The sequence below is a fragment of the Leptolyngbya sp. ST-U4 genome, from assembly GCF_039962215.1.
Classification (GTDB): Bacteria; Cyanobacteriota; Cyanobacteriia; order Elainellales; family Elainellaceae; genus Leptolyngbya_A.
Genome location: NZ_JAMPKZ010000001.1, coordinates 917,053 through 935,464, shown reverse-complemented (window position 1 = coordinate 935,464; position 18,412 = coordinate 917,053). Strand labels below are relative to the sequence as shown.

The following is an 18,412-nucleotide window of genomic DNA, read 5'->3' as shown; positions in this document are numbered from 1 at the left end:
GTTAATCAGCGGTTAAGAGGTTGTCGTGAAAAAAGTTTTAGCAATCATTCTGGGTGGGGGTGCTGGTACCCGTCTCTACCCGCTCACCAAACTTCGGGCAAAGCCTGCTGTTCCCCTTGCTGGGAAATATCGGCTGATTGATATTCCAGTCAGTAATTGCATTAACTCGGAAATTTACAAGATCTACGTTCTGACGCAGTTTAACTCTGCTTCGCTGAACCGACACATTTCCCGAACCTACAACGGCACGAGTTTCCAGGAAAGCTTTGTCGAAGTTCTGGCAGCGCAGCAAACGCCAGAAAACCCCAATTGGTTCCAGGGAACGGCAGATGCCGTGCGGCAGTATATCTGGCTGTTTGAGGAATGGGATGTCGATGAATACCTGATTTTGTCAGGCGACCATCTTTATCGGATGGACTACTCCGACTTTGTTCGCCGCCATCGGGAAACCAACGCTGATATCACGATTTCAGTGCTGCCGATGGACGAGAAGCGAGCATCGGATTTTGGACTGATCAAAATCAACGAGCAGGGGCGCATTCTCTCCTTTAGCGAAAAGCCCAAAGGCGATGCCTTGAAGCAGGCAATGGTAGATACCACTATTCTGGGACTCACCCCCGAAGAAGCAAAAGAGCAGCCCTTTATCGCGTCGATGGGGATTTATGTCTTCAAGCGGCAGGTGCTGATCGATCTGCTGAAGCAGTTCCCATCCCAGACCGACTTTGGCAAAGAAATCATTCCCGCCGCTGCCCAAACCCACAATATTCAGGCGTACCTGTTTAAGGGCTACTGGGAAGACATCGGAACGATCGAAGCCTTCTACGAAGCAAACCTGGCACTGACTCGGCAACCGCAGCCGCCCTTTAGTTTCTATGACGAAAAAGCCCCGATTTACACCAGGGGTCGATCGCTTCCTCCGACCAAAATGCTCGACTGCCAGATCACTGAATCGATGATTGGTGAAGGCTGCATTCTGAAAAGATGCCAGATTCATCACTCTGTTTTGGGCATTCGCAGCCGCGTTGAAGCAGGCGCAGTCATTCAAGATTCGCTAATCATGGGATCTGACTTTTATCAGCCCTTTGCAGAACGGCAGACCGACTGCGAACAGCACGAAATTCCTCTGGGAATTGGTGCAAACTCGACGATTCGACGGGCAATTGTCGATAAGAATGCCCATATTGGCTGCGATGTGCAGATCATTAACAAAGACCGCGTTGAAGAAGCCATGCGCGAAGAAGAGGGATTCTACATTCGCAATGGCATTGTGGTCGTGTTTAAGAACGCTGTCATTCCAGATGGGACGATTATTTAGGGGATGATTGAGCGATCGGTTTCCCGGCGATAATTTTCCAGGACGAAAGGCGGTTTGGAACCGTCATGGTTATCATCCGAATTGTCCCCCTGCCTCTCTCAATTCGGCTACGGTGTCCATAACGGTGTACTGTCCACAACAGTTATATAGAGGAACAAAGGGGGCAGCCATCTGTGTCATTCCAGCCGCCTCACCCGTCCCAGAATTCGATCGCCTCGCCGTTTTCTCAAGGGGCAATCGCTTCCCTCTCCGGTACAGAAGAAATTCTCTCTGTTTCTCAGATCCCGCTGACGCTGATGATCGGCTTGCCGGGAAGCGGAAAATCTACCCTAGCTGCTCAACTTGCCCAGGAAAGTCAGCAGTGGGTCATCTCGACCGATCAAATTCGGGAACAGCTTTTTGGCAACGAAGCGATTCAGGGCGACTGGAATCTTGTTCAGCGAGAAGTGCAGCGACAGTTCCGGCAGGCGATCGGCGCAATTCGGCAGGGCAGACTTCAGGGCGCAATTTATGATGCCACCAATGTCCGTCGTCGCGATCGTCGACGATTCCTACAGCAAGTTCGATTGATCGGCTTCAACTCAATCACGGGATTTTGGGTTGATACGCCCTTTGCCCTTTGTCTAGAACGCAACCAGAATCGATGGCGCCAGGTTCCTCCAGAAGTGATTTTGCGAATGCACCGTCAGCTTGCAGGTGCGCCGCCCAGCTTAGAGGAGGGATTCGATCGGCTGATTCAGCGCATTGCTCTGATGAATCAAGTCAAAAATCAGGAAATTGAGTCCTTTTTAATTAACCAAAATTAATCGCGCTGCATAATGAGAAGATGCACTGACGCCTTGATGAATTGAATGTCGATTCGATTTGTTTTCTGTGCCATTCTCTATATCGTTTAAACCATCTTTACTGGCATGAAAAGAGGCGGAGTCAACGCGAATGCGATGCGTGTGATCTTTCGCCGTCAGTTTCTTGTCTTAAGTTTTAGTTTTGCCTCCCTTGTCTTGGGCTACCGCAAAGTTGAACGCCTGATCGGGGGCAGTGGTATCGCAAGCGATCGAACTTCTTCTTTGTTTTCAGATATTCAAAATCACTGGGCAGAAGCCTCAATTCAGGCGATCGCGAAACGGGGTATCCTCAACGGCTATCCAGACCAAACCTTTCGCCCGGACAGTTTCCTGACCAGAGCGGAATTTGCAGTCATTTTGTCGCTCATTTTTCTTGACGCCGAGCCTGTGCGTGAGCCGATGCAAAGCAGTTCCCTTAATGGGGCACTCAATGGGGCGATCAATGGAGCGATCGCGTTTTCTGATGTTCCTGCGGCTTACTGGGCATATTCTGGCATTGAGCAAGCCTCCCTGAACGGCTGGTTTTCGGGCTATCACAATGGGACGTTTCTACCCAATCAACCGATTTCACGTACTCAGGTTATGGCGGTTTTGGGGACGGCACTGGGCTTTGAGTCGCCTGCTCATCCACTGCAAATTTTGAAGCTTTACTTTAAAGATGCCGATCGCATTCCCGACTGGACGCGCTGGCCCACTGCGGCAGCAATTCTGCAAGATATTGTGGTGAGCTATCCGGATGTGCGGCAGTTCTATCCCGATCAGAACGCTACACGAGGCGAGGTTGCCGCGATTTTGTGTCGTGTTCTCAAGCTAAATCATGCAGTACCGCTTGCGTATTCCACCTGTGGTTTAGGAATTAATGACCTGAAGGGGAATGTCACGGTTGCCTTTCCGCAATGGCGCGGCAGTGCCCGGCTGATGCAGGACATTCAAACGGTGCTTGCCAATTTTCAGTTTTATCCAGCCGATCGCATTAACGGGGAATACAATTTTGAGACCGAGCAGGGTTTAACCACGTTTTGTGATTTCTACAGTCTAAACACGATGAAAACAGGCGTGCTGGATGAAAAGCTGGGCTGGACGCTCACCCACGCTGACCCGATCGACTATTTTCTGGCATCGGCGCAAGATCGAAACGCAGTCTACAAAGAATTTTTGGCGCAGGAAGTCGCTTATCCCGGCAATCGGCTGGCATTTCTCGATCGCGGGGCTGCCAGTTCACGCTACTTTGCTGATATCTCGCAGTTTCCAGCCCGTTTAGCCGCAAAACTAGACGAAGAGGTAATTACCCCCTCGGCGGAACGGCTTCGTATCGCCTCGCTGGGCGACAGCAATGTTTTAACGGGAACGAATCAGCGGGTTTTCTTTACTCCGTTTCCTGAATACGGCACACTGCCCGCGATCGATAGCACTGGCTTAGACTTTCTTCATCCCGATATTCAAGAGGCTTGCCTCTGCGTTGGCAGCCTTGTCAACGGCACAATGCAAACCCACTGGTCAGGCAGAAACGCACTGGATAACGTTGAAATGTGGAGTACGACAAAAATCATTCCCCTGCTCAATGTGGTTTGTCAGGCAAACGCAGTCCAGCCCGACGCGAACGTGCGAGATTGTTTGGTGCGTCCGGTGGGCAGCCCAGAAGGGTATGGATTTTATAATCTGGCAGTGGATCCGATGAGCTATCAACGCGCGATCGCGTCATCAAATGCAGCGGCGGCAACCTTTAAGCAATTTTTTACCCCGCCAGAACTGGAAAACTGGGTGAGAAACCTGACAGGCAATCGCTATCTCGACTTTACCGGACGCTACGACGAACCGCCCTTTATCCAAAACCCCGACCTCTGGAGCCAGACCACAAAAGCCGTGCTGCTTAAATCTGCCTACAGCGATCATCTGGGCACAAATGCCATTTCAACCTGCGATCTGGCACGATTCGCCGCGATGTTAGGCTGGCATAATTATTTACCGACGGCTGCCAGTTTGCCAGCGGCGCAGTGGAGCAGTTTAGAAACGGTGGTGCGGGCAATGGCAATGGATAACGCTCGCTATCTAGATGGGGCGATCGAGCGGCTGCACCTGAGCAGCAGCATTCAGGCTCCGGTAATTGTCTCTAAAGTGGGGTTTGGGCGCAGTCAAATTCGCGATCGCACTGAGCTTTGCTATGTAGGGCTGGTTTGGTTTATTGATACGAAGCACCTCCCTTTAGGAGATCATCGTCCGGTTCAAGCAGGGAAACCTGCCGTCCTGCGTACCTTTAGCCTTGCGCTGCGAGCTGCCAAAGCTCTTAATAATGCAGCCGAAGAAGCCAGACAGCTCGATGCCAGAGTTGCGGCAGAAGTCACAGAAATCCTGCGGCGAATTATGACTCAAGAACTAGCGTAGGAATAATTCGGAATTCGGAACGGTGGAGCTTTTATACCCATTCGATCGATAAGAGCTATAGATATCCCTGCCCTGCTAAAGTTCTGAACCCCAAACGCTGAATTTCTAACGGGCTAAAGTACGGGAATTTCCCTATTTCCTGCCTTGCAACCGAACCCGCAGCAGGTCAGAATCCTGATAGCTTATAGGCAGATGCTATATTTAAGTGCTTAAAGGAATTGGCTGAATGGCAGCAACCGACTTTAAAGACTACTACGCTGTCCTGGGAGTCAACAAAACTGCCAGTGCAGATGAAATTAAGCAGGCATTCCGACGACTGGCGCGGAAATATCACCCTGATGTAAATCCAGGGGATAAATCGGCAGAGTCAAAATTTAAAGAAGTCAACGAAGCATACGAAGTCTTATCTGATACTGATAAGCGGCGCAAGTACGATCAGTTTGGTCAGTACTGGAACCGGGTTGGCACTCCAAGCAGTAGTCCGACCGGAACTCCGGGCGCAGATTTTGGCGGATTTGATTTCAGTCAGTACGGCAGCTTTGACGAATTTATTAACGAGCTGCTGGGTAAATTTGGCGGCACTGCGGGTGCACCGGGCGGGGGTCGTCGCGCCTACACCTATCGCACCAATCCGGGCAGTTCTGGATATGGTGGATTCAGCGATTATGCAGACTTTGGAAATTCCGCCGCTAACGTTCCGACTGATCTGGAAGCTACCCTGACCCTGACCCTCTCAGAAGCCTTTCATGGCGTTCAAAAAAATCTGCGCGTCGGCACTGAAGACATCAAGGTGCGGATTCCTGCCGGAGTCAAACCGGGCAGCCGCATGACCATTCGCGGCAAGGGACAGGTGAATCCTTACAATCAGCAGCGCGGTAATCTTTACCTAACTGTGGAAGTGCAGTCTCACCCCTTCTTTAAGTTTGAGGGCGACAATTTGACCTGCGAAGTGCCGATCGCTCCCGATGAAGCGGTTCTGGGTGCGTTGATCGAAATTCCTACTCCCGATGGCAGCGTCACGATGAACATTCCTGCCGGAATTCGATCAGGTCAAACTTTGCGGCTACGGGGTAAGGGCTGGCTCAATCCCAAGGGCGGCAGAGGTGATCAGATGGTGCGAGTGGTGATTGTACCGTCAACCAGCCTTAGCCCGATCGAGCAGCAGGCATACGAAACCCTGCGCGATAACCGCAGCACCGATCCCCGCGCTCAGCTCAAACAAATTAAACTCTAGGGTTGTGGTGCAAGCTGAGGGTTGTGCCATGATAGGCTCGTCAAAGGACGCTCATCCCTGAATCTTTGTTCTGCTGAATGTAGCCTATGCCCCTATTGCGCGATTTCACATCCTGGCTTCGCGAGTTCAGCCCTGCGGCGTTGCGAAGCGGTTTTCCCTACCGGGTAATCGGCTCCAGTCTCCTGGGATTCCTGCTGGTAGGCTGTCACTCTTCGGTACTGCTGGGCGAGCGTCCGTTTTGGAGCCAGCACAATCAGCAGAACAATTCCCAACGCCCCGATCGCCAGCCCCGCAGCGAGGGCGGATTAAAGCTAGGGGCAATGCTGCCTGTCACCGGAGATTTGGGTCAGGTAGGACGACCGATGCTTCAAACGTTGCCCCTCCTGGTGGATACGGTCAATCGCTGCGGCGGCGTGAATAATGCCTTTGTTTCTCTGGTGGTCGAAGACCAAGCTGTTAAACCACTCGATGGAGCACTGACCCTGGACAAGCTTGTCGAAGCCGATCGAGTCAGCGCGATTGTAGGAGCGTTTTCGAGCGAGGTAACTGCGATAGCCCTACCCGTTGCTGTTCAGAATAAAGTACTGCTGATTTCGCCTGCCAGCGTTAGCTCCTCATTGACTAATCGTGCCCAGCAGGGAACATACAAAGGATTTTGGGCAAGAACGGTTCCTTCCGAAACGGAGGAAGCGATCGCTCTGGCACAGCTCGCCCAGAAACGCGGCTTTCGCACCGTCACAACGATTACGGTTAGCAAGCCCGATGCGATCGCTCTTGAACAAGCATTTATTGCGGCTTTTGAAAAGCAAGGCGGCACTGTACTTGATAAAACTCAACCCCTGCGCTACGCCGTTAACGCTGACCCCTTTACACTGGAAGAGTTTGCCTATGCTGCGTTTCGTCCCTTTGATCCGCCTGATGCAGTCATCGCTATTCTTGATCCGGGAGCAGGTGCGTCGCTGCTAAAATCTGCGGCTGAGATGGGGTTAACAGAGGGAGTTCCAGTCGTGCTGACAGACGAAGTTCGCATCGATGCTTTTGTTCAACGAGTGGGCAAAGCGACGGATGGCACGTCTCTTCTGTCAGGAGCGATCGGGACGGCTCCGGCATCAGATGGTTCAGCCTTTTCTGATTTAGCGAAACTGTGGCAGGAGCAGTTTGGCAGCCCTCCGGGACTATTTGTGGGGCAAACCTGGGATGCTGCTGCCCTAGTGATGCTGGCGGCTCAGGCAGCAAAATCAAACAGCCGTGAGGAAATCCAGGCAAAGCTGAGAGAGGTTGCCAATCCTCCAGGGATGACGGTGAACCATGTGTGCGAAGGGCTGGCTCTACTCAAGAACGGACAAGAAATTAACTACAACGGAGTCAGCGGCAAAGTCGACATCGATCGCGCTGGGGATGTCAAAGGCAACTACGATGTCTGGACGGTAGACGATCGCGGGCAGTTTAAGCGGATCGATCGCATCAGTCCTGCTGATTAGGTTGCGTCACCCATTCGGTTGTCTTACAGATTAGGCAATCTGATCGCTAACACAACACAACATTAGATAATAAAAGCACCCTCGGTTTGGCAAAAATTAAGTACTTTTTCATTCCCTCCTATGGCTCAAACAGTGACCGTTGTCTTTAATCCTGAAACCCCTTCGACCCGGTTTCAGGTCCTTCCTGTTGATGTGCAAAACGGAGACAGTGCCCCCACGCCTGTCTTTATCTCTCCGATTCGCGGCAATGTGACTTCCTGGCTTGCTTGCAATGGCTATCAATGGGTGCAAGGCTCCCAACCCGAACAATGGATCAAGGCTTAGGGTGAGCTTTCAAGGAGCTTGATTTCCGCTAATCCCTGCTGTAGAGAGACTACGGTGTACCTCCATCTTGCTACCCAGGTTCAAATTGCTACTGCTTGCCCCCTAACCCCTTAATTCTGGAAGAAACCGAGCCTAATTCGGAGTTGAAAGTCCCCCTGGAGGATTTGGGGGGCTGCCAACCTGAAAATGCTCACAAGAATGCCTGATGTGGACAGGCTAGGTATTCAGGCTAAGGAGCTTTAGTCAGCCTGACAATCATTCGATTCACCGTCGGATAAAGGGCTTCCAGGTGAGGATTATCAGAGTCAAAAAGCTGGTCTCCCATGACTGCCTCGAAGTCAGCCGATCGCATTTCGATCGTTCCTGGCTGAGGAGCCAGCCGCAGAATGAGCAAGTCCTCATATTGAGCCAGCCGAGTTCCGGTAAGCACAACTGTTCCTGAATAATCCCAGCCGAAGCCATAAAGCTGAAACGGTCCCAAAGCTGCCTGTAAATCCATCAGGGTGGCTTCCATGCCGATACCCTCAGCCGTTTTCCACTCTGTGCCCAACTGCGAGACGGCTTCGGCTTGCGTCCGGCTTTCATCGCGCCAGATCACGGTGAACGATCGCGTTTCGCCCAGATCTACTCGTGTTGCGGGGCGCATTTCGCCTTCGCCCACGGAAAACTGCTGATTTGTTAATTGCTCCGAGCCATAGAGATTCACCAGATCGTCAAATGCTGTTGCGGCTGTAATCTGCCCGACTCGCGCTCCGGGGACAATCAAAAACTCGGCTGCCGGAGCAGTGGCATCTTGAGCCGGAGCCGAAATGACCGGGCTGCTAATCACACGCGAATCCGCAACCGTTGAAGAATTTGCGGGTGCAGCAAAAGGCGAACCGGCATTGGGGTTTTCAGGGGCAGAACAACCCATCGATGCGATCGCTCCACCTAGCATCGCCGAAAAAAGAACTTTGAGTTTCATGAATTCAAACTAAAACAAATCAAATCCCAGCACATAGGCATCGCTGGCACGAATCCGTACGATAAAGGGCGCACCGTTGACCCGTCCTTTCACCTCCCAGGCACGATTGCTCTCGACGCGATCGACATCATCAATCTCCACCACATCTGAGTAGGGGTCGCGAATGCTGAGCCGCTGACCCACAACTGCCCGCGCCACATCTTCGGCATCACTCTGGCTGCGAACGCTGCCGCCATCGGAATAGGTTCTGCGCCAGTCTTGGTTGTCGTCATCATCGCGATCGCTGCGATCGACTCCCTCCAGCCGGTAAAGCTGCACATTGCCCGTCCCGCTGGAATAGTCGCACCCCACTACAAAAGAGCTACCCTGCCGCTGGCTCACCTGCATCTGAACCTCAGCTCCGCCCGTTACCGGCTGGATCGATAAAATCTCACGCACCCGCAGTCCCCGATTTTCTGCCTGCTCGGTACAGATTTCTTCTGCGTCTCCTAACCCTCCGCGCTGCGCGAATAGCAATGAGGTATTGCTGATTAAAGTCGAAGCACGAACCGGAAAAACTGCTAAGCCTGTTGTCAGAGTCAGCGAGGAAACAGCAGCCAGCACAAACGTCCTCATAGTTCCGCAATTCCTTACGTAGATAAAAGTAGAGTCAAAAGGAGAGCCAGATGATAGGGGCGGGAATCTTATCATGGGAATCTTGTTAATACAGACGAGCTGATCGCGGCAAAAGGTTCCAGCTTATGTGAATTTTCTCTGCGACTGCGGCTGAAGTAGTGGGCCCTTTTTCCACAGTCGAAGGGACTTCCATTAAGCTAGGGGTGAGCTAGTCTACAACCTCCATTTTTATTCCTATTCTTTTATTTCTATTTCTATGGCCGCTGTTTTTTGCAGTCGAGGACATCCGAATCCGGGCGACAACCGATTTTGCTATCTGTGCGGCGAGAAGCTGAGCAGTCGGGCAATGCAGCAGGACTTGATTTTAGGCGATCGGTATCGAGTCGTCAGAGAACTCGGGCACGGCGGCTTTGGGCGCACCTACCTTGCCGAAGATTTAAACCGATTTCGTGAGGCCTGTGTGCTGAAGGAATTTGCGCCGCAGGTTCAGGGCACGTCTTCGCTGCAAAAAGCAGAAGAATTGTTTGAGCGAGAAGCAGGGATTCTCTACGGCTTGCATCATCCTCAGATTCCGCGTTTTCGGGAACTGTTTCGGGCGGTGCTGGGCGATCGCAGTCATCTGTTTCTGGTGCAGGACTACATTCCTGGAGAAACCTATGGGCAACTGCTTCAGCAGCGACAGCAGCAGGGAGGCACATTCAGGGAGCCAGAGGTTTGCCAGCTCTTGACCCAGATTTTGCCCGTTCTAACTTATTTACATCACTCTGGCGTGATTCACCGCGATATTTCGCCCGACAACTTGATTCTGCGATCGAGTGACGGTTTGCCTGTTCTAATTGATTTCGGCGGCGTAAAACAAGTTTCGGCGGCGGCTGAATTGCAGTTTGTACCTCCCGCTCAGGTTGCTCCTGCCGCGACCCGTTTAGGCAAAATTGGCTATGCCCCGATCGAGCAAATGCAGCAGGGGGTTGTTTCCCCTCAGAGCGATTTGTATGCCCTTGCCGTCACCGTGCTGGTGCTGCTGTCGGGGCAGGAACCCACATGGCTGCTCGAAATGAAGGGCACCCGTCCGCAGTGGCAGCGATCGGTTGCAATCAGCCCAGCCTTGACCCAGATTTTACAGCGAATGCTGGCCTCCCACGCTGACGATCGATTTCGTTCTGCTGATGCCGTGTTAACAGCACTTCAGCAAGCCAATTTGGTTCCGGCTGCCCATCAACTGCCGCTTCAGGTTCAGGAAAATGCCGCGACTGCTCATCTGCCCACGGCTCCGATCGCTGAACATCTTCATTCTCCTCAGGCGATATCAGGCGGTTCTCCCCCAGGCATGGCGACTGCTCCCACTGCGCCTCAAACCATTGCTAGGGGTCAAGCAAAAAATCAGGTTCAGTGGCACCAATGGGCGGCGTTGGGCGGTGTGGTGCTGGCTCTGGGTGGGGCAGGCTGGATGGCACACGATCGATGGCTGCCGCTTTTTTCCAGTCGTAGTCCGAGTTCTCAGCAAGGAAATCGTCAAATGACGCCTCAGCAGCGGAGCCAGAGCCTTGGCGTTGATTTTTCCTTTCTCGTGCAGCTTACCAATCAAACGTTTTATACCCGCTATCCCGATCAGCAGGGGCGCACGCTAACCAATGCACCTCAGGATCAGGAGCTGCGAAAAACCTGGGATATCATTGCTGCGGAGTGGCTCAGCCTGCTTGAGACGAACTTGAGCGAAACTGTCCGCCAGAAGCTCGGCAGCTACACCAAAGCCGATCGCGATCGCTGGAAAGAGCAGATCAACCAGCTTTATGTCAGCAGTCGATCGCTGTTCGACTTGACCGATGCTCGCTTTTTCGCGCTGTTTCCTGACCAGCAGGGGCAAAATTTTATCGATCAGCCGATCGGTCAGGTGTGGCACGGTATGGCAGCCGAGCAGGTTAAAACTTTAAACCATACTGCCCTGGAAAAAATTCAGTTTGCTCCGGGCACATTTAGTCAGCAGGTGAATGGTCGCCTTGCCCCCGGAACTGGGAGGGTTTTTCTGGCAAACTTGTCTGAGGGACAGATCATGCGCCTGAATATCCAGGCTGCGTCCCAAAGCACCTTGCTCTCGATCTATTTGCCGAAGCCAACCCGCGAATTGCCCGTTCTTTTGGAAGACTCAACCGATGTAACCTGGACGGGCAATCTACCCCAGTCTGGCTATTACGAGATTGTGATCGTTGCCAGAGGAAAGACTGCGACTGACTATCAGCTCAATCTTGCCATTGACAATGTCACTTCTGCTCCAGTAGAAGCCGCCCGCCCAGAAGCACCCGAAGCGAAAAACTAACGGACTTCCAGGGTGAAAGAACCGCGTCCCGAGCGATCGTAGGAGTTGGCAATAATCCGATAGGTTCCGTTTTCCGGCAGCGTTACCGTTACGGTCGAATTGGTATTCTCCGGCGTGGCATCGTCATTTTGGGCAATGACGCGTTCGCTCGCATCAACCACGATGACATAGGTGTCAAAGTCGGAACTTTCCATCGAAACCGTGATGGACTGCCCCTGCCGCCCCTCAATGCTGTATTCCTGATAGAAACTGCCGTCCGAAGGAAGCACAGGCGAACCTGGACCCAGTGTTCCCTGTTCGCGCAGAAGTGCCTGTCCGCTCTGACGCTGCAAGGTTTGTCCCTGCTGCTGAGGGGTTGATCCTCCCGCCGCCAATCGAATGCTGTAGTCGCCCGTTTCGCCCGCCGCATAGGTGTTTGCCAGCACCGTGTAGATGCCATCTACAGGCAGAGCCGCAGTGACACGTGCATTCGAGCCACCGCCGCTATCATCGTCCTGAGCCACGTTTTGACCATCTGGAGCGAGCAGAATGATAAACGGATCAACCTGGCTGCTGCTCATCTCGATCGTGATGCGATCGCCCTGCCGTCCCTCAAAAGTGTAGGCATCGAAGAAGCTGCGATCAGTCGGCAAAACATTGCTGTCGCGATCGAGCCGCCCACTCACAGGCCTATTCATCGCAATTCGTTCAGCAGTATAGCCTCCTCCCAACAGCGGCGACTGTTGTGCGACACGCGGGGCACTCCCCTCTCTCACCGCAGTTAGAAAAGGCTGGACGCGATCGACCGAGATAGCAAAGCCAATTCCCGTATTATTCGTGCCGTTGCTGCCCGGAGAGAAAATTGCGCTGTTGACTCCGATCAGCTCTGCCTGACCGTTAAGCAATGGTCCACCAGAGTTACCGGGGTTAATTGCCGTATCAGTTTGAATCAAGCCTCGATTGCTGTCAACCCGGCTAACAATTCCTGTAGTGAAGGTTCCCTGAAACTGTCCAAAGGGGTTGCCGATCGCAAAGGCGCGTTGACCCACTGCTACCGATCCTGCAGGCGCGATCCGCACTGTTGGCAGATCATTCTGTCCGTCAATCTTCACAGCTGCTAGATCTAGCCCATTTTCACCAAAGGCGATAACCTCGGCTTCAAATTCTCGCCCGTCTGCCAGCGTCACTGTGACCTTTTCAGATCCGCTGACGACGTGAGCATTCGTTAAAACTAAGCCATCCTGAGAAATTACAATGCCGCTGCCTGTCCCTTCCCCTGCCTTGATCGAGACTACCGCTGGGCTTGCCTGCTGATACACCCGAACATTGACGGTTTCCTCCTGATCCTGGGTTTGCGCCAGCGCAGAGGAGGCATTCGTTTGCCCAAAACGAGCCAGATTTAGCAGTTCTACTGAGCTGACTGCATTCAGCAGATTAAAGCTAAGTGCGGTTCCTAGCACTGCAAAACCAGAAGTTACGGAGCGGAGAAATTTACGATTCATGCTGTCACCACGCGATTGATGAGAGTGAGGAGACGAATAGATTACGATCGAGTCTAAAGGAAATGAATTGCCGCCGTCTTTATGCCATTCACCGTCTTAGCCTTTAAATCCGGTCAAACTGGTGTCTACCCTGCTAGAGAAACGCTTAACAGATTGCTAAAGCGTCATGTGAGATTGGCTGGGAGATTGTCAGATGGATCAGATGGAATTTAAGAAAGGCTCAGATAAAACTCAGGCTGGTTTTGATTTGCAGCGATCGGCGAATCACTGATGATTTCGCTTTATAACTGCTGATGCCCCTCCCCGTTTGTCAATGGCAATGCCCGCTGTCTCAAAGTACCCAGCCAGCTATCCTGATTATTCAGAATAGATCAGCTCACAAAAAATTGGCAGTATGCCCTGGACAGAAAAGGGGATAGAAACTGAATTCCTTCAGATTTCCACCCCCACTGATAAATGATTTGGGAATAATTCGGTTTTTAGAAAGGTAAAGGCTTAAGGCTCATCAGGATAATCAACAGGTTGATAATCTACGTAATCCGAAGAGACATCTGAGGTCGATCGAATCGATTCAGAACTGCGACGACGTGGCGAAGCACTCGAATTCGATCGGGGGCGACGAGAACGGGGCGACTCATCCGTATTGTTGGTGCTGGAATTATAGGTGCTGGAGCTATAGCTGCCGCTTGAGCCATAGTCGCTGTCGTAGCTGGGCGGCTCTACGTTCCGGCTATCTGTATCCCGTCTGCGCGTTGAGGAGCTGTCAAAATCATCATCCCAATCTCGGTTTGTCTGCGATCGATCGGGAGGCAATGGTCGGGCAGCCCGACGACGAGAGCGATCGTCTGCGACATAGCGCTGCGAAGCTGTTCCCCCTGTAGGGTAATCGGAGGTGCGACTCCGGCGGCGATCGTCTGCATAGTCGTCATATTCGTTTCTGGAATCCCGGCTGCCCCGAATCCGACGCGAAGGACTGACTCGGCTGCGTTCGTCGATCGGCGTGAGATCATCCAGTTCAGCCCGATAAACTCGGCTTACTGGACGCTCTTCATCCACAACCGGAGTCGATCGCTTTGCCTGCTCTGTGGCAATGCCGCGCAAACGAACTGCCTCGATCGCAAACCAACCGGCTGCCCCGGTCGAGAGAAACTGGGCAAACTGCAAAATCGGATCAAGCCGCCAGCCCTGAAAGAAGAGAATGCCGCCGCAAAGCAGGGCAATGGCTGCAAAGAAAATATCCTGGTCGCGGGCTAAGGCAGGTCGCATCGTCCGCAGAAAGTATAGTCCGGCTCCTGCAAGAATCAGCGCGATGCCAAGGACGCTAGGCAAGCCGAATCCGACGTTTACCATTTCAGTTCTCCGATGTTATGTCCCTATCTTAGCGACTGTAAATGTAGAATCCGCAACTGCAATCCGGCAAAAGGCATTGCTTTATTGTTCAACCCGATTCGCATACACACGATGCTGAAACAGAATGCTGAAATAAAAATGCCGTAATCTAGCCGTAATCTAAATGACGTGATGCTTAAAAGCCCCGGAATCGCATCATGGACAGACGAGCGCTGCCGTCAATGCCACCTCCGAGGCTAATCTAAACGAGGATTGAGGGTCTCAAGCGTTGAGAATGGGAATGAAACGGGCGAAGTTTCAAGCCAGATTTATCCTAGCGCAGATAGGAGAGCTTCCCTACCGCAGAAGTACAGATACTGCAGAAGTAGAGAGTAAAAGTACAGTACTTTAGACCACAGCACTTAGACGAGAACCTAGACTAGAACGCTAGACCACAACACTACTGACGCTGAATCTTATCTCTTTGGCTAATAAAAACAAGTCCAACCACGATCGGAATGACAACAATGACTACGCCAGCCAGGAGGCTGTAAAGGAAGTTTGCGAGAGAGGGTGTCATAGGGGTTTATCCGTTAAGAATAAGGCTACTGAATTAAATATCTTATCGGTCTGTTTCCCATTTGAGAAGAGTGGCACGATCGCCAATTGCAGGAAAGCGTTGGCAGAATTCAACCAAAAGCAAAGCTGACAGCTCAAAATTCATGCTTGGGGACGGTTAAAATATGAGTAGAAAGTTACGAAGCTTAAAAAAAATTGCCGCTCATTTCGTGCTGAGAACTGTCTATGACTGCTACCACGATCGCTACCTGGGTTCTTTCACCACTGCTGGGTCTGCTGATCCTGCTGTTTATTTTCCGCATTGTGTTGACTTGGTATCCGCAGGTTGACCTGGCTAAGTTTCCCTTCAGTATCATCACCCTGATTACAGAGCCACTGCTGATCCCGCTTCGCAAGCTGATTCCGCCGATGGGAGGCGTTGATATTACGCCTATTCTCTGGGTTGGCATCTTTAGCTTGCTGCGAGAGCTGTTCCTGGGACAGCAAGGCATTTTAACGATGATGAATCGCGGAATTTAGGGTGTAAAGCGCAGGATAGCTCTATTTGTTAACCACTCTATTTGTTAACCAATTGTCCCAGTTTCCGCAGCATTCGCTGAACCGGGCTGGTTTGACTGGTAGGGTGAGCTGAGTATTTTTCATGCAGGGCAGCTTCATCGATCGCTTCATTGAGATAGCGGTAGTGCTTCCAGATTTCCCAGTAGGGGCATCCTGGCTGAATCTTAATCCCTGCCCAGTGAAGAAACTGCAGCGATCGCCCCGTCTGTGGATCAAAAAGCTGATAGTTCTTAGAAATAAAATGGGGGCTGCCTGCCCAGTTACCGGGCATGGGTTCATCGTGGTGAGCAAGGTTCAGGCGACGTGAAATTTGCTTTAGCACCAGGTAGTTGAGAATTGGCTGGTCGGAGACCTTGCCGGAGAAATCAAAGTATTCTGGATGAGCAGCACACTCAGCACAGAGCGCGTAAAGGTCTGTTTCAGGCAGTAAATATTTTTTTGCTGCCCAGAATCCGCTATTAAACACGTCTTGCAGCTCGGTTGGGCTAAAGATTCTCTGTTGCTGGACGATTGGTGAAAAGATGTTTTGAATTCCTGAGCGATGCTGGTAGTCGGCGCAGAGGAAGTCATAGCGATCAAAATTGTGCAGCACGTCGATGATTTTCTCAAACACCACAATATCGGTATCGATATAGAGAAATTCGTCGAAGGGTCCGAGCCAGCAGGCCTGCTTTCGCAGCTTATTAGGCTTGTCAAAAAATCGATCGCCAAAAATTTGATGCAGCCGCTGGGAGCAGCGTTCCAGCAGATTGAGATCGGGGAAAAGCTGCACCTGATGCCGTGCCAAAGCCGCCGCTACCTGATGGTAGTTTTCGTCGTAGGGAATCAGAACGATCGGCGTGTCTGGATCATGCAGTCTTAGACTATTCAGCAGTGCGATCGACTGATCGAGCACGCGATCGTTGGCGACGATATAAATGCCGCGATTCATAGTAGAAGTCCTCAGTGAATGGCTTGGCGAATGGTTTAGCGCGTCAGTTGCAGTTTTCGGAAAACCCGCTGCATTAAGCCCGGAGGTTGATTGTACAAGCGAGGCTTACCAGTCAGAATCGGACGCTGTTCCGGCTGGTGCAGATAGCGATAGTGCAGAAAAAGATCACGGTAGGGAAACTTGATATTTTCGCCGCGACAGACACGGTTGAATAAAACCGAAGACAGACCGATGTAGTGCAGGTAAGTCAGGCGATTGGCGCGGTCGTACAAAAGCGGGTCTCCCCCCGCAGTTTCTTCGATGAAATGGGGTGAAGTGACACAACAGCCTGTTCGCTGAGCGATCGGCAGCGTCAACGCTAGATTATTGACTGCAAGCTTTGCCTTCATCACCATGTAATTGAGAATCGTCTGATCAGGAGCCATGGGGTATAGCACCGAGGCATCGCCCGATTGCAGTTCGCTCAGCAGCCAATGCAGCATTTCCGGGCTGAAGACGTTTCGTTTGGATGCATAGAAGCCGGAGCAGAAAATTTCCTGCAAGCGATCTGGGTCAAACAGCAGGGCAAGTTGAGGCGCCGCCAGATCATACACATGGCTGGGATCAGTGTACTGGAAGTCATAGACGACCCAATCCGATCGATCGAGCTGAGCAAGGATGTCGTCTAGCGGACTGAGCAGCAGTGTATCTGCATCCATGTAGACAAAGCGATCGAAGGGTCCATCAAAGGAACAGAATCGCCGATGGGTTCCAATGCGGTGATAGTAGTTCGGATCAGGATTGTTCCAGCAGTGGCGAGCGGTAGGGTGAGCGTCCCAGATCTCGCGCACATAGCTGTCCCATTTGGCAATGATTGCCTGGTCTTGAAAGAGCTGTACGTTCGGACGCCGATCGATTTCTGCCGCGATCTGCTCGACCTGATCATCGTAAGGAAACACACAAACGGGCATTTCTGCGCCCATCATGGCTTCAATGCTGTTAAGTAGGGCAATGAGCTGTTCGTAGACGCGATCGTTTGCCAGAGTACAAATGCCGCTTATCGTGCCGTTTATAGTGGCGTTCATGAGTCATTCAGGGGATAGGAATCGACGAAATCAGATAGCCAATTGAGAAGGTTGAGCTTGTGTAGAATCACCTGCCGCGCTTCGGCAATGGCTGATTTTGCGGCATACCAGGCTTCTGGCGATCGAATCACCTCCTGAATATAGGCAATTCCCTTTTCATCGAGGCTCGGCAACCGCAGAAAACTTCCGGGCGGCAATAGGCGATCGGCGGCAGTGCCTCCGTAGTAAATGGGCAGACACCAAGCGAGCAGAGCGTCCCACAGTTTTTCGCTGGCATACCAGCCGTTCTCAGCATAGTTTTCGATCGCCAGGTTGTAATAGTAGGGAGCCATCGCGTGCCATTTATTGGATAATTCGCCCATTGCCTGAGCTTCCGGCGGCAGATTGCGACCGTAGATGTCAACCTGACCGGGGGCGATCGTTTGCAGGTCGTGTAGGAATGCCAGCCGTTTGCGGTGATTTTCGGTGCGATTGATGCCGGAAGTGATCCAGCTACAGGTGCGTGGCTTGGCGGGAGGGGGCATCTGATCGAGTTCACGGAAAGAGTTCGTGTGATACCAGATCGCAGGCATATAGTCTGGTGTAGGAGCCGCCTCGTCGGGAGCCGAGACATAGCCGCAGGTAGACTTCGCCGCCTCATAATTAAGCTGAAGTTGGGACAGTGTTTCTGTCAGGGGCGGTTCGCGGATCAGGGAAATTAGACGAGACGGAGGCAGGGAACGGCGATCGGCATCGGTCAGACTGACGGTTTCGATGCAGCTAGTCGATCGCTGCCAGGGAAAACGTTGCGGTTTCGCCGCTTTGCGGTAAAAGTCGAACTGATACAGCAGCAGAAAGTCAGGACGGGGCGCATTCTTCAGGATTTGGATGTTGCGCCAAACGCCAAATGGCTCTGGGGTTTGATGCCAGAGCCAATCGCTTTGTTTGATATTTTGGTAAGACGATAGCATTCCAATCGTGCATCTGCCCATAAACGAAGAATTTCCGGCTGAACTT

Annotated in this window: 16 protein-coding genes; 8 read left to right on the top strand and 8 right to left on the bottom strand. The window is 52.1% G+C overall.

The annotated features are described in order from the left end of the window. Positions 1–25 precede the first annotated feature (25 nt). From NDA02_RS04075 to NDA02_RS04050, 6 genes are all read left to right on the top strand, one after another. Entirely contained in the window at positions 26–1,315 is a 1,290-nt protein-coding gene (locus tag NDA02_RS04075) for a glucose-1-phosphate adenylyltransferase (protein ID WP_348254448.1), read from the top strand. 173 nt (positions 1,316–1,488) lie between these two features. Next, positions 1,489–2,121 carry an AAA family ATPase gene (locus NDA02_RS04070; RefSeq protein WP_347277843.1) on the top strand — a complete coding sequence of 211 codons (633 nt, stop codon included), beginning with the start codon at positions 1,489–1,491 and terminating at the stop codon, positions 2,119–2,121. A 105-nt stretch (positions 2,122–2,226) separates the two neighbouring features. Beyond that, positions 2,227–4,542 carry an S-layer homology domain-containing protein gene (locus tag NDA02_RS04065; protein ID WP_348254447.1) on the top strand — a complete coding sequence of 772 codons (2,316 nt, stop codon included), beginning with the start codon at positions 2,227–2,229 and terminating at the stop codon, positions 4,540–4,542. Positions 4,543–4,768: 226 nt separating this feature from the next. Next, complete coding sequence (locus tag NDA02_RS04060) at positions 4,769–5,776, top strand: DnaJ C-terminal domain-containing protein (RefSeq protein WP_190791056.1); 1,008 nt, start codon at positions 4,769–4,771, stop codon at positions 5,774–5,776. A gap of 86 nt (positions 5,777–5,862) precedes the next feature. Beyond that, positions 5,863–7,257: an ABC transporter substrate-binding protein gene (locus NDA02_RS04055; RefSeq protein ID WP_190791057.1), complete on the top strand. Its 1,395-nt coding sequence runs from the start codon at positions 5,863–5,865 to the stop codon at positions 7,255–7,257. A 120-nt stretch (positions 7,258–7,377) separates the two neighbouring features. After that, positions 7,378–7,581: a hypothetical protein gene (locus tag NDA02_RS04050; RefSeq protein WP_190791058.1), complete on the top strand. Its 204-nt coding sequence runs from the start codon at positions 7,378–7,380 to the stop codon at positions 7,579–7,581. A gap of 229 nt (positions 7,582–7,810) precedes the next feature. Here the strand turns inward: NDA02_RS04050 and NDA02_RS04045 are convergent, their stop codons facing one another. Beyond that, positions 7,811–8,545 carry a hypothetical protein gene (locus NDA02_RS04045; RefSeq protein ID WP_190791059.1) on the bottom strand — a complete coding sequence of 245 codons (735 nt, stop codon included), beginning with the start codon at positions 8,543–8,545 and terminating at the stop codon, positions 7,811–7,813. Positions 8,546–8,554: 9 nt separating this feature from the next. Then, on the bottom strand, positions 8,555–9,160 hold the full coding sequence (locus NDA02_RS04040) for a hypothetical protein (protein WP_190791060.1): 606 nt from the start codon (positions 9,158–9,160) through the stop codon (positions 8,555–8,557). A gap of 256 nt (positions 9,161–9,416) precedes the next feature. Between NDA02_RS04040 and NDA02_RS04035 the strand changes: the two genes are divergently transcribed. After that, positions 9,417–11,474: a serine/threonine-protein kinase gene (locus tag NDA02_RS04035; RefSeq protein ID WP_348254444.1), complete on the top strand. Its 2,058-nt coding sequence runs from the start codon at positions 9,417–9,419 to the stop codon at positions 11,472–11,474. On the opposite strand, the gene NDA02_RS04030 is transcribed toward NDA02_RS04035, so the two are convergent. From NDA02_RS04030 to NDA02_RS04020, 3 genes are all read right to left on the bottom strand, one after another. Then, complete coding sequence (locus tag NDA02_RS04030; RefSeq protein WP_190794327.1) at positions 11,471–12,955, bottom strand: trypsin-like peptidase domain-containing protein; 1,485 nt, start codon at positions 12,953–12,955, stop codon at positions 11,471–11,473. The two genes, NDA02_RS04035 and NDA02_RS04030, sit on opposite strands and share 4 nt — an antisense overlap. A gap of 495 nt (positions 12,956–13,450) precedes the next feature. Further along, the gene (locus NDA02_RS04025) at positions 13,451–14,305 is read right to left on the bottom strand and encodes a Ycf66 family protein (protein WP_190794328.1); all 855 of its coding nucleotides are present in this window, start codon (positions 14,303–14,305) and stop codon (positions 13,451–13,453) included. A gap of 439 nt (positions 14,306–14,744) precedes the next feature. Next, positions 14,745–14,864, bottom strand: a complete 120-nt coding sequence (locus NDA02_RS04020; protein WP_190794329.1) for a photosystem II reaction center X protein — start codon at positions 14,862–14,864, stop codon at positions 14,745–14,747. Between the two features lie 224 nt (positions 14,865–15,088). On the opposite strand from NDA02_RS04020, the gene NDA02_RS04015 reads away from it, so the two are divergent. Further along, positions 15,089–15,382 (top strand): YggT family protein, encoded by a 294-nt coding sequence (locus NDA02_RS04015; RefSeq protein ID WP_348248431.1) that lies wholly within the window; start codon positions 15,089–15,091, stop codon positions 15,380–15,382. 37 nt (positions 15,383–15,419) lie between these two features. Here the strand turns inward: NDA02_RS04015 and NDA02_RS04010 are convergent, their stop codons facing one another. Genes NDA02_RS04010 through NDA02_RS04000 form a run of 3 tightly spaced genes read right to left on the bottom strand, consistent with a single transcriptional unit; the run spans position 15,420 to position 18,387 of the window. Continuing rightward, positions 15,420–16,352: an Npun_R2821/Npun_R2822 family protein gene (locus NDA02_RS04010; protein WP_348254443.1), complete on the bottom strand. Its 933-nt coding sequence runs from the start codon at positions 16,350–16,352 to the stop codon at positions 15,420–15,422. 35 nt (positions 16,353–16,387) lie between these two features. Then, positions 16,388–17,392 (bottom strand): Npun_R2821/Npun_R2822 family protein, encoded by a 1,005-nt coding sequence (locus NDA02_RS04005; protein WP_348248441.1) that lies wholly within the window; start codon positions 17,390–17,392, stop codon positions 16,388–16,390. A gap of 20 nt (positions 17,393–17,412) precedes the next feature. Beyond that, complete coding sequence (locus tag NDA02_RS04000; RefSeq protein WP_190794332.1) at positions 17,413–18,387, bottom strand: glycosyltransferase family 10; 975 nt, start codon at positions 18,385–18,387, stop codon at positions 17,413–17,415. Positions 18,388–18,412: the final 25 nt, after the last annotated feature.